We start from the raw sequence: 11,039 nt of genomic DNA, 5'->3' as shown, positions 1-11,039 counted from the left end.
ATCATCGAGGAGGTGTTGTTGTCGGTGATGTATGAGGTGCCTTCTCGTGAGGATGTGGGGCGGGTCATTATTACGCGTGAGTCGGTGCAGGAGCACGTCAATCCCACCATCGTGCCGAGGAGCAAGGCGCGTCGTACCCGTCAGGAGAAGTCGGCCTAGGGACCCGTCCTGCGGCGCGGCCCGCCCGGTCGGTCCGACCTGCGCGGAGGACCTGGGACGGCGCGCGCGGAACACGCGCGCCCCGGTGCCTTCGCCGTCCGCGCCCACGGTGTGAGACTGCTGGGGGGAGGCGGGAGCATGGACGATACGACCCCGGTCAGCGAGAACGAGGCGCTGTTCGAGGACCTGGTCAGGTCGGTGCACGACTGCGCGCCGATCGAGGCCCTGGAACTCGCGGGCCACTACGGTGAGCGGATCGGGCTCAGCGGCATCACCCTGTACCTGGTCGACCTGCAGCAGCGCCTCCTCATCCCCCTGACCAGGGGCCCGTCCCTGGACATCGACGCCACCGTGGCCGGGGAGGCCTACCGCTCCGAGACGCTGCGGCTGGTCGAGGGCGGTGACGGGGAGCTGAGCCTGTGGCTGCCCCTGCACGACGGTGTCGACCGCATGGGCGTACTGCACGTCAGGGCGCCGCTGCTGGACCAGTCCACCCTGCGCCGCTGCCAGGCGCTCGCCTCGCTGCTGGCCCTGACCGTCACCTCCAAACGCGCCTACAGCGACACCTACGTCCTTCGCACCCGCACCCGCCCAGTGGAACTGCGCACCGAGATGCTGCGGGCCTTCCTGCCGCCGCGCACCCTCGGCACCTCGCGCGGGGTGTCCACCGCCGTGCTCGAACCCGCCTACGAGCTGGGCGGCGACGCCTTCGACCACTCGATCACCCAGGACGTCCTGCACGCCGCCATCCTCGACGCGATGGGCCACGACCTGGCCTCCGGACTGACCGCCTCGGTGGCCATGGCCGGAGCCCGCGGCGCCCGGCGCAACGGCGCCGACCTCGCCGAGCTGACCGCCAGCGTCGAGAAGGCGCTCGTCGACTGGCTGCCCGAACGGTTCTGCACGGCGGTCTTCACCACCCTGAACCTGTCCACCGGCGAGTTCGCCTGGGTCAACTGCGCCCATCCCGCGCCCCTGCTCCTGCGGCGCGGCCGCCTGCTGGCGGACGCCCTGGAACGGACCCCCGAGGTTCCGCTCGGCCTCGGCGACGTCCTGGAGGCCGAGCCGCGCACCGTGCACCGGATCCAGCTCGAACCCGGCGACCGGGTCCTGCTCCACACCGACGGGGTGACCGAGGCGCACGACGGCGGGGGGCGGATGTTCGGCCCCGAGCGGTTCGCCGACTTCGTCATCCGGGCCACCTCCGCCGACGAACCCGCCCCCGAGACGCTGCGGCGTCTGATCCACGCCATCCACGACCACCAGCACGGCAGCTTCACCGACGACGCCACCATCATGCTGCTGGAGTGGCACCCCGAGGCCGGGGTACCCCGTCCCCGGCTCGGCTGAGCGCGCCCTCCGCCCGCGACGGGAACGGGGCGGCGAACTCCGGGGGCGGATCAGTACATGGCCAGCACCCGGCTCGGTCCACCGGAGGCGTCCAGGCCCGGCATGACCCCGATGCTGAGCAGCGCCCCGCTCGGCGGCAGCCGCTCCAGGCCGGTCAGCGCCTCCAACCCCCACCGGTCGGCGCGCCCCACCGCCTCGTGCGCGGGAAAGTCGGTGGAGTCGCCCGGATCGGTGCTCAGGGTGTCCACGCCCACTCCGGCGACACCGCGCTGGGAGACCAGGAACTCACAGGCCTCGGGACCGAACCCGGGAAAGTGCCAGGACCCGTCCTCGGCCACCCCGCGCACCGCCTCGTCGCCCCGGGCCCAGCGGGCGCTCCACCCCGAGTGCATCAGTACCGCCGCCCCCTCGGGCACCCGGCCGTGCACCCGCTCGAAGGCCAGGACGTCCTCCACCGTCACCGTGGTGTCGGGGTCCTCGGCGGCGCGGGCGCGGATGTCGATCACCGCGGCCGGGACGACCAGCTCGTGCGGCTGGATGTCCGGGACCAGGCGTCCGCCGCCGATCACGTGCCCCGGCGCGTCCAGGTGTGTCCCCGAGTGCTCGGTGAGAGTCCACCGCTGCAGGTAGAAGCCGAACTCCCCCTCGGGCACGGGATCGCCGAGGCTCTCCCGTCGGGGCTTCTCCCCGTCCCAGGAGGGCATCGACGGCGAGAGCACGTGGCTGAGGTCGACCACCCTTCGGAAGCCCTTCGGCCACGGGCGGGGGCCGGTCGGCGCACTGGGCGGTCCGTCGGAGGCCGACGTGGTGTGGCCGGTCCGCGAGCGGACGGTCTCACCGGTTCCGTGCAGGCACATGGGGACCCTTTCGTCTCGTGTGTCCTCTTCCGTATGCCCGGCCACCGCGGCCCGGCAACCCGCCCCGGCCCGCCGGTGTCGGCCGCCACCGCGCCGGGTATTTGCCGATACGGGGTCCGCCGACGGTTCCGGTTCCCGGCGGACCCGCCCCCTGCCGACCCCTACCAGCCCGAGGACGTCCATGCCCCTGGAGAACAGCGCCGACTGGTGGAAGTCCAGCGTCGTCTACCAGATCTATCCGAGCAGCTTCAACGACAGCGACGGCGACGGGGTGGGCGACCTGCCCGGTGTCGTCGAGCGGCTCGACTACCTGGAACTGCTCGGCGTGGACGTGGTGTGGCTGTCACCGGTCTATCCCTCGCCCTGGGACGACAACGGCTACGACATCAGCGACTACCTGGACATCCACCCCATGTTCGGCACCCTGGCCGACTGGGACCGGCTGCGCGACGGGCTGCACGAGCGCGGCATGCGCCTGGTGATGGACCTGGTGGTCAACCACACCAGCGACGAGCACCCCTGGTTCACCGAGTCCCGCGCCTCGAAGGACTCCGACAAGCGGGACTTCTACTTCTGGCGTCCCGGCCGCGACGGCGGCCCGCCCAACAACTGGGGCTCGGTCTTCTCCGGCCCCGCCTGGACCCGCGACGAGGCCACGGACGAGTACTACCTGCACCTGTTCAGCAGCCGCCAACCCGATCTGGACTGGGAGAACCCCCGGGTGCGGGCGGCCGTGCACGACGTGGCGCGCTGGTGGCTGGACCGGGGCGCCGACGGCTTCCGCATGGACGTGATCAACTTCGTGTCCAAGACCCCCGAGATGCCCGACGGGCCGCTGGCGGGCGACCACGGGATCTTCGCCGAGTACGCCGTCAACGGCCCCCGCCTGCACGAGTTCCTGCACGAGCTGCACCAGGAGGTGTTCGCGGGCCGCGACGTGCTCACCGTCGGCGAGATGCCCGGGGTGGGCGTGGAGCAGGCCCTGCTGCACACCATGCCCGAGCGGCGCGAGCTGAGCATGGTCTTCCAGTTCGAACACGTGGACCTCGACCACGGGCCCGGCGGCAAGTTCGACCCCCGGCCCCTGGACCTGCGCCGCCTCAAGCGCTCCCTCAACCGGTGGCAGACGGAACTGGGGGAGCGGGGGTGGAACAGCCTGTACTGGAACAACCACGACCAGCCCCGGGCGGTGTCGCGCTTCGGCGACGAGGCCCACCGGGTGGAGTCGGCCAAGGCACTGGCCACGACCCTGCACATGATGAGGGGCACCCCGTACGTCTACCAGGGCGAGGAGCTGGGCATGACCAACGCCCACCTGACCGACATCGCCGACTACCGGGACGTGGAGACGCTCAACCACCACCGCGCCATGGTGGAGACGGGAAGGGTGGACGAGGAGGCCGCCATGGCGGCCATCGCCCGCATGAGCCGGGACAACGCGCGCACGCCCATGCAGTGGGACGCCTCGCCGGGCGCCGGGTTCACCACCGGCACCCCGTGGATCGGGATCAATCCCCGCCACACGGAGATCAACGCGGAGGCCGCCGTCGCCGACCAGGACTCGGTGTTCCACTACTACCGGCGCCTCATCGCGCTGCGCAAGGAGCACCCGGTCATCGTGCACGGCGGGTTCGAGCCCCTGCTGGAGGAGGACCCGGCGGTGTACGCCTACACGCGCGCACTCGACGGCCGGGTGCTGCTGGTGGTGGCGAACTGGAGCGCCGACACGGTGCCGCTGGAACTGGATCCCTCCGTCGCCGGGAGCGCCTCGGTGCGCCTCATCGGCAACTACCCCGACGAGGGGGCCTTCGCGCCGCTGCGGCCCTGGGAGGCCCGCGTCCACCTGGGGAGCTGACGCCGGGCCGCGACCCGCGGCCCGGCGCCCGGCGCACACACGGCTCCGGAGGGCTCCTCCGGGTGGCGCCGTGGTGCGCTACTTCTTGCTCTCCTCCAGCCGCAGGGCGAGGCCGATAGCGAAGAACGTCGGAGCCCACTCCCCGATGAAGAGGCCCCACCGGTCGGCACGGTCCAGTCCGGCCTCCTCCTTCTTCAGGGAGAGGAGCCAGCTCAGGAAGCTGAGCCCGATGGAGGCGCTTCCGGCTCCGTAGGCCATCTCGGATGTGACACCCATTTCGGACAGTTTGGCGATCATGGCGCTCCTCGCGGTAGTGGCGTGGAATTGTTCCTAGGGCCACTGCCCGAGGGAGGTGGCGGACAAGCTCCATGGCAGGTCAAGGCTGTTCCAGGTGCGAATCAGAGGTGGATGCGGCGTCCGTCTCCGGAGTTCAGAACTTTTGAAATCCAGTCTGAGTGAGGTTAGGCTAACCTTGGTCCTGTCGGGATTCTCTCGTTCTGTCCTCCGTGTTTCCCCTCAGGATCCCCTGCGCGGAAACGGTCCGTCGGCTGCGACGTACCTCTCCCCGTAACGAAGGAAGCAGTGTGCGCATGGCCCCCACCCTCCTCGCCCTCGGTCTCACCGCGTGCGGCGGCACGGCGGAGGAGGACACCGGCGGGGGCGGGGGCGACAGCGCTGGCGGCGAGTTCCCGGTCAGCATCGGGAGCGCCCTCGGAACCGCCGAGACCGAGGCCCAGGAGCTGTACGCCTCCATCCCCGCCACCGGGAACGGCGCGGTGGGCGCGGCCGAGGACACCTCCTTCGTCACCGACTCCTCGATCAACAACCACTTGACCCCAAGGGGTCATCGAGCGCTACGTGCCCATGATCGAAGAGGCCGCCGCGAACGTCGAGGGCTGACCGTTCCCATGACCAGGGTGAAGACGCATGCGGACCCGCCCCGGACGGGTCCCGCCCGCGCAGTGCCCATGCTCGGCGCGGGCGCCGCGGTCCTGGCCGGGGCGGTCCTCCTCAGCCTCGTCACGGGCAGCAGGCCCACCCCGACCGCCTGATCGTCGCCGGCATCGGCGTGGTCGCCATGGCGCAGGCCTTCACCCACTTCGTGGTGTCGGTCATGGCCCGCGACCAGGCCAGTGTCCTGTCCGCCTACGTCAACGGCAGTCCGGGCGCCCGCTCCTGGGAGCACGCCACCACCATCTGGGCGGTCCTGGTCCTGGTGCTGCCCCTCGTGGCGGCGCCGGCCGGACCGGTCACCGTCAACGAGATGGGCGACGAACTCGCCGACGCCCTGGGCGCGCGGGCCGCACCCACCCGCACCGCCGCCGTCGTCCTGCACGACCTGGCCCAGGCCGCCCGGTCCGCGCCCCGCCTGGTGCTGATGGACCGGGGCCGGGTGGTCGCCGGCGGTCCCCCGGGGCAGGTGGTGACCGCGCGCATGGTGGAGGAGGTGTTCGGGCTGGCCTGCGACGTGGTGCCCGATCCGCGCACCCGCACGCCCCTGGTCATCCCGCACGAGCGTGCCCCGTCGCGGCCGCGGTGATCCGGCCGGGGACCGTCCGCCTCGTCGGAACCGGACCCGCTCCCGACCCGCTCCCGACCCGCTCCCGACCCGCTTCCGGGCCGGAACCGGGACGCGGTGCGCCCGTCAGTCCCGCCGGGCCTTGTACTCCTCCCAGCGGGAGAGCAGGGTGTCGTGGTAGTCGTCCAGCCAGGCCATGTAGTCGTGCATGTTGCGCAGCCGGTTGCGGGCGTGGGCGCTCAGCCCGGGCAGACGCTCCAGCGCCGACTCGGCGAGCTCGCGCTGCCGTTTGAGGTAGGAGCGCTCGTTGCGCAGGAACCCGCCCCAGACGTCCTCGTCCATGGTGACCAGGCGCGAGCGGTTCCCGGGGGACTCGACCAGGTCCGCGAAGCCCATCTCGCGCAGGCGGCGTACCGACTGCGACACCGACCCCCGGCTGACCCCGGCGCCTTCGGCGATCTCCTCGGCGTTCACCGCCTCGCGGTCCGCGACGAGCAGGTAGCCCACGATGCGTCCCTCGGCCCGGGGCGGCCCTGCGACTGCCAGTACTCGGAGAACCGCTGGACGAAGTCGTCGCGTACCAGGTCCTGGTCCGTCCGCGTGCTCTCCGCCATGAAGGCCACGATAACGCCTGGAAGCACCGCCCCGCCGGGGCTGACGGGCCCTCGCACCCGATACGGTCGGCGTGACACGGGGGAGGGCCGGACGGTGGAGATGACGCTGGAGGAGGCCTCGCGCCTGGCCGGAGCGGTCCACGCCGAACAGGTCGACCGGGCCGGGCGGCCCTACGCCGAGCACGTGTTCGCGGTGCGCGACCTGCTCGCCGGGCACGGGGAGCACGCGCGGATGGCCGGGGTGCTGCACGACGTGCTGGAGGACACCCCGCTCACCGCCGACGACCTGCGCGCCCGGGGCTGCCCTGAGGAGGTCGTGCGCGCGGTGGAGTCGGTGACCCGGCGCCCGGGGGAGCCCTACGAGGATCTGGTGCGCCGCGCCGCCGCCGACCCCCTGGGCAGACTGGTCAAGCTCGCCGACAACGCCCACAACTCCGACGAGGGCCGCCTGGCCGCGCTGCCCGGGGAACTGGCCGGGCGGCTGCGCGCCAAGTACGCCCGCGCCCGGCGGATCCTGGAGGAGGCCGCGGGGGAGGGCGGGCCCCCGGGGGAACCGCTCCCGCGGGCCACGCTCCTGGTCCTCCACACCGACCGGGTCGAGGAGTGCCGCGCCTTCTACGCCCGGCTGGGGCTGCGGTTCGTTCGGGAGAGGCACGGCCGCGGGCCCGAGCACCACGCGGCCGAGCTGCCCGGCGGCATGGTCTTCGAGATCCACCCTGCCACTGCCGGCCGCTCCACGGGAGCGGCGCGCCTCGGGTTCGCCGTGGACGGGCGCCGCGTCCTGCCGCCCCTGGAGGCGGGACGCCGCGTCCTCACCGATCCCGACGGGCGCGAGGTCGACCTCAGAGTGGTCTGACCACCGGAGGGCGGGGGCGCCGTTCGCGTGTGCGCGAGGTACCAGCCGGTCGGTATGCTGTCCCGGCCGGTAAACGACGGGGCACGAGGTGGGGCAGGACATGGCGCGAACACAGCAGGCGGTCGAGGCCGACGCGGCGAACAGATCGGTCCCCGAGCGTCTGCTCGGGGCAGCGACCAGGCTGTTCGCCGAACGTGGCTACGAGGGCACCTCCGTGCAGGAGGTCGTCGCCGCCGCGGGGGTCACCAAGGGCGCCATGTACCACTACTTCGGCTCCAAGGACGACCTGCTCTACGAGGTCTACGCGCGGGTGCTGCGCATGCAGACCGAGCACCTGGTGCGGATCGCCGCACAGGAGGGCGCGCCGGTGGCCGACCGTGTGCGCGACGCCGCGGCCGACGTCATCGTCACCAGCATCGCCAACATGGACGACACCGTCATCTTCTTCCGCTCCATGCACCAGCTGAGCGAGGACAAGCAGCGCGCCGTGCGCGCCGAGCGGCGCCGCTACCACAAGATCTTCCGCGACATGGTCGTCCAGGGCCAGGAGGAGGGGATCTTCCGCACCGACGTCCCCGCCGACCTGGTGGTCAACTACTTCTTCGGCTCGGTGCACCACCTGAGCACCTGGTACCACCCGGGCGGCACGCTCACCGGCGAGGACGTGGGCCGCCACTTCGCCGACCTGCTCGTGGCCGGGCTGCGCCCCGAGTCCTGAGGGCGTACGGGGAAGGGCCGGGGACGCCATGTCCCCGACCCTTCCCCGCTTTCCCGGACCCTGTGCGAGGGGTGCCTGTTCCGACGGTGCGGGACCTCTACCGGTACTTGCGCAGTTCCGCCCGGCCCAGCGAACGCAGGTGCACCTCGTCGGGACCGTCGGCCAGCCGCAGCGACCGCACGCCCGCCAGCCACCCGGCCAGGGGCAGGTCCTGGCTCACCCCGGCGGCGCCGTGCGCCTGGATGGCCTTGTCCAGGATCCACTCCACCGTGCGCGGGGTGGCGATCTTGATCGCCTGGATCTCGGTGTGCGCGCCCCTGTTGCCGACCGTGTCCATCAGGTAGGCGGTCTTGAGTACCAGCAGCCGCAGCTGTTCGATGGCCACGCGGGCCTCGGCGATCCACTCGCGCACCACGCCCTGCTCGGCCAGCGGCCGACCGAAGGCCACCCGGTCCAGCACCCGGCGGCAGGTCAGCTCCAGCGCCCGCTCGGCCATGCCGATGCTGCGCATGCAGTGGTGGATGCGGCCCGGGCCCAGCCTGGCCTGGGCGACGGCGAAGCCCTCGCCCTCGCCGCCGATGAGGTTCTCCGCGGGCACCCGCACGTCCTCGAACAGCACCTCGGCGTGTCCGCCGTGGTCGTTGTCGTCGTAGCCGTACACCTTCATACCGCGCCGCACCGTCAGCCCGGGGGTGTCGCGCGGCACCAGCACCATGCTCTGCTGCTTGTGCCGCTCGGCGCCGGGGTCGGTCTTGCCCATCACGATGAAGACCGCGCACTCGGGGTTGAGCGCTCCGGTGATGTACCACTTGCGCCCGTTGACCACGTACTCGTCGCCATCGCGAACGATGCTGGTGGTGATGTTGGTGGCGTCGGAGGAGGCCACCTCGGGCTCGGTCATGGCGAAGGCGGAGCGGATCTCGGCGTTCAGCAGCGGATCCAGCCAGCGCTTGCGCTGCTCGGGGGTGCCGAACATCGTCAGCACCTCCATGTTCCCGGTGTCGGGCGCGGCGCAGTTGAGCGCGATCGGGGCCAGGCGGGGGCTGCGCCCGGTGATCTCCGCCAGCGGCGCGTACCGCAGGTTGGGCAGGCCGCCGTGCTCGGGGTGGCCCGCCAGGAACAGGTTCCACAGGCCGCGCTCGCGGGCCTCGGCCTGCAGCTCGCGTACCACCGGCGCGGTCGACCAGTGGTCGTCGCTCTCGGCCAGCTGCCGGGCCAGCACCGCCTCGGCCGGGTAGACGTGCTCGTCCATGAAGGCCAGCAGCCGCTCGCGCAGCTCCTCGGTCTCCTCGTCGTGGGCGAAGTCCATTCAATCCTCCTTGAGCATGGTGTGCGCGCGCTCCACCAGCGGGGCGACCATCTCGCCGACCCGGTCGAAGCCCGCCCCGACGGTCAGCCCCTGGCTGTGCCGGAGATGGATGCCCTCGGCGATCACCGCGAGCTTGAAGCAGCCCAGGGCCACGTACCAGCCGAGCCGGGACACGTCGCGGCCGGTCGCTGCGGCGTACATGCCCACCAGCTCCTCCGGGGAGGGGTAGCCCTCGGCGGAGGTGGCGGGTGCCTCACCCGAGCCCACGGGCTGGTTCTGGTAGACGAGCATCAGGCCCAGGTCCACGAGCGGGTCGCCGAGCGTGGCCATCTCCCAGTCCAGGACCGCGTTGATGCGTCCCCGCGGGGTGACCAGCGCGTTGTCCAGCCGGTAGTCGCCGTGCACGATCGCGGACGCCGACTGCTCGGGCAGCGTGGCGGCGAGCTTCTCGTGCAGTTCGTCGATGCCGGGGATGTCCCGGCTGCGGGAGGCGTTCAGCTGCTTGCCCCAGCGGCGCACCTGGCGCTCCAGGAAGCCCTCCGGCCGGCCGAACTCGCCCAGCCCGACGTCCTCGGGCACCACCGCGTGCAGGTCGCCCAGGGTGGTGATCAGCGCCTCGGCCACCCCGCGGACGGCCTCCGGGCCCAGCGGGGCGATCTCGTCGCGGGTGCGGTACGGGGTGCCCTCCACGTACTCCATGACGTAGAACGGCGCGCCCAGCACCTCGGTGTCCTCGCACAGCACGTGGGTGTGGGGGACGGGCACGGCGGTGTCGCGCAGCGCGCTCATCACCCGGTACTCGCGGGGCATGTCGTGCGCGGTCGCCAGCACGTGGCCCAGCGGCGGGCGGCGCACCACCCAGTTGCCGGTGCCGTCGGTGACCACGTAGGTCAGGTTGGACTTGCCGCCCGCGACCACGCGGCCCTCCAGCGTCCCCGAGACCAGGCCGGGCACGGCCCCGTCCAGGTACGCGTGCAGGCGCTCCAGGTCCAGGCCGGGAAGCTCCTCGCCGGAATGCCGCCCGCTCACGCGTCCCCCTCGAAGACCTTGGCCTGCAGGCGGCGCATCCCCGCCAGCCAGCGGTCGGTGTCGGTGGCCCGGGCCGCGTAGTAGTCGGCGACCTGGGGGTGCGGCAGGATCAGGAAGCGCTCGTCGGCCAGGCCGACCATCACCGCGTCGGCGACCTCCTCGGGGGTGATCGCCTCCGGGGACAGGATGGCCTGCCCGGTCTCGCCGCTGCTCTCCAGCAGGTTGGTGCGCACACCCAGCGGACAGATGCACTGCACGGTGATCCCGCGGTCCCCGTAGGTGGCCGCCATCCACTCGCTGAAGGACAGCGCGGCGTGCTTGGTCACCGAGTACGGTGCGCTGCCCAGCATCGTGAGCAGGCCCGCCGCCGACACGGTGGTCAGGAAGCGGCCGTGGCCGCGCTCCAGCCAGCCGGGCACCAGCTCACGTGCGGCGCGCACATGCGCCATCACGTTGACCTGCCAGGCCAGGTCCCAGTCGGCCTCCGACGCCTCGGGACCGCCGCCCACGCCCACGCCCGCGTTGGCCACGTACAGGTCGATGCCGCCCAGGTGGGCTCCGGCCTCGGCCACGAGCGCGGTGACGCCCGCCTCGCCGGCGGCGTCGCCGGGAACGGCCACTCCGCCGATCTCGGCGGCCACGGCCTCGGCGGCCCCCGCGTCGAGGTCGTTGACCACCACGCGCGCCCCGGCCCCGGCCAGCCTGCGCGCGAGCGCGGCGCCGATTCCGTTGCCCGCGCCGGTGACGACGGCGCCGGTGTCGGTCAGGTCCAT

General features: G+C 72.3%; 11 protein-coding genes and 2 pseudogenes. 7 read left to right on the top strand and 6 right to left on the bottom strand.

Going from position 1 to position 11,039, the window contains the following annotated elements:
- Together FYX01_RS26960 and FYX01_RS25105 are read left to right on the top strand one after the other, a co-directional pair.
- Nucleotides 1–159 (top strand): annotated as a pseudogene (locus FYX01_RS26960) (ATP-dependent Clp protease ATP-binding subunit ClpX); the annotation flags it as partial.
- A 138-nt stretch (nt 160–297) separates the two neighbouring features.
- The gene (locus FYX01_RS25105; RefSeq protein WP_150246048.1) at nt 298–1,509 is read left to right on the top strand and encodes a PP2C family protein-serine/threonine phosphatase; all 1,212 of its coding nucleotides are present in this window, start codon (nt 298–300) and stop codon (nt 1,507–1,509) included.
- 50 nt (nt 1,510–1,559) lie between these two features.
- Here FYX01_RS25105 and FYX01_RS25100 read toward each other — a convergent pair whose 3' ends face one another.
- Nucleotides 1,560–2,366, bottom strand: a complete 807-nt coding sequence (locus FYX01_RS25100) for a cyclase family protein (RefSeq protein WP_150246044.1) — start codon at nt 2,364–2,366, stop codon at nt 1,560–1,562.
- A gap of 181 nt (nt 2,367–2,547) precedes the next feature.
- Here FYX01_RS25100 and FYX01_RS25095 point away from each other — a divergent pair, with 181 nt between their 5' ends.
- The gene (locus FYX01_RS25095; RefSeq protein WP_150246042.1) at nt 2,548–4,221 is read left to right on the top strand and encodes a glycoside hydrolase family 13 protein; all 1,674 of its coding nucleotides are present in this window, start codon (nt 2,548–2,550) and stop codon (nt 4,219–4,221) included.
- A gap of 78 nt (nt 4,222–4,299) precedes the next feature.
- Here FYX01_RS25095 and FYX01_RS25090 read toward each other — a convergent pair whose 3' ends face one another.
- Nucleotides 4,300–4,518, bottom strand: a complete 219-nt coding sequence (locus FYX01_RS25090; RefSeq protein WP_150246039.1) for a hypothetical protein — start codon at nt 4,516–4,518, stop codon at nt 4,300–4,302.
- Nucleotides 4,519–4,811: 293 nt separating this feature from the next.
- Between FYX01_RS25090 and FYX01_RS27200 the strand changes: the two genes are divergently transcribed.
- Complete coding sequence (locus FYX01_RS27200; protein WP_317846090.1) at nt 4,812–5,273, top strand: hypothetical protein; 462 nt, start codon at nt 4,812–4,814, stop codon at nt 5,271–5,273.
- A gap of 26 nt (nt 5,274–5,299) precedes the next feature.
- The gene (locus tag FYX01_RS26950) at nt 5,300–5,761 is read left to right on the top strand and encodes an iron chelate uptake ABC transporter family permease subunit (RefSeq protein ID WP_263363808.1); all 462 of its coding nucleotides are present in this window, start codon (nt 5,300–5,302) and stop codon (nt 5,759–5,761) included.
- 105 nt (nt 5,762–5,866) lie between these two features.
- Here the strand turns inward: FYX01_RS26950 and FYX01_RS25070 are convergent.
- A pseudogene (locus tag FYX01_RS25070) lies at nt 5,867–6,354 on the bottom strand (GbsR/MarR family transcriptional regulator).
- Between the two features lie 100 nt (nt 6,355–6,454).
- Here FYX01_RS25070 and FYX01_RS27195 point away from each other — a divergent pair.
- The gene (locus FYX01_RS27195; RefSeq protein ID WP_150246058.1) at nt 6,455–7,210 is read left to right on the top strand and encodes an HD domain-containing protein; all 756 of its coding nucleotides are present in this window, start codon (nt 6,455–6,457) and stop codon (nt 7,208–7,210) included.
- Nucleotides 7,211–7,310: 100 nt separating this feature from the next.
- Nucleotides 7,311–7,928 (top strand): TetR/AcrR family transcriptional regulator, encoded by a 618-nt coding sequence (locus FYX01_RS25060; protein ID WP_150246036.1) that lies wholly within the window; start codon nt 7,311–7,313, stop codon nt 7,926–7,928.
- A 97-nt stretch (nt 7,929–8,025) separates the two neighbouring features.
- Here FYX01_RS25060 and FYX01_RS25055 read toward each other — a convergent pair whose 3' ends face one another.
- From FYX01_RS25055 to FYX01_RS25045, 3 genes are read right to left on the bottom strand one after another with little or no spacing between them, the layout of a single operon-like run.
- Nucleotides 8,026–9,237, bottom strand: coding sequence for an acyl-CoA dehydrogenase family protein (locus tag FYX01_RS25055; protein WP_150246033.1), 1,212 nt, complete (start codon nt 9,235–9,237; stop codon nt 8,026–8,028).
- Nucleotides 9,238–10,266 (bottom strand): phosphotransferase family protein, encoded by a 1,029-nt coding sequence (locus FYX01_RS25050; protein ID WP_150246030.1) that lies wholly within the window; start codon nt 10,264–10,266, stop codon nt 9,238–9,240.
- Nucleotides 10,263–11,039: an SDR family oxidoreductase gene (locus FYX01_RS25045; protein ID WP_150246026.1), complete on the bottom strand. Its 777-nt coding sequence runs from the start codon at nt 11,037–11,039 to the stop codon at nt 10,263–10,265. Before FYX01_RS25045 ends, FYX01_RS25050 begins: the two co-directional genes overlap by 4 nt.

Source organism: Nocardiopsis quinghaiensis, from assembly GCF_008638365.1.
Lineage (GTDB): Bacteria > Actinomycetota > Actinomycetes > Streptosporangiales > Streptosporangiaceae > Nocardiopsis > Nocardiopsis quinghaiensis.
This window is presented reverse-complemented; position numbering and strand designations above follow the sequence as displayed.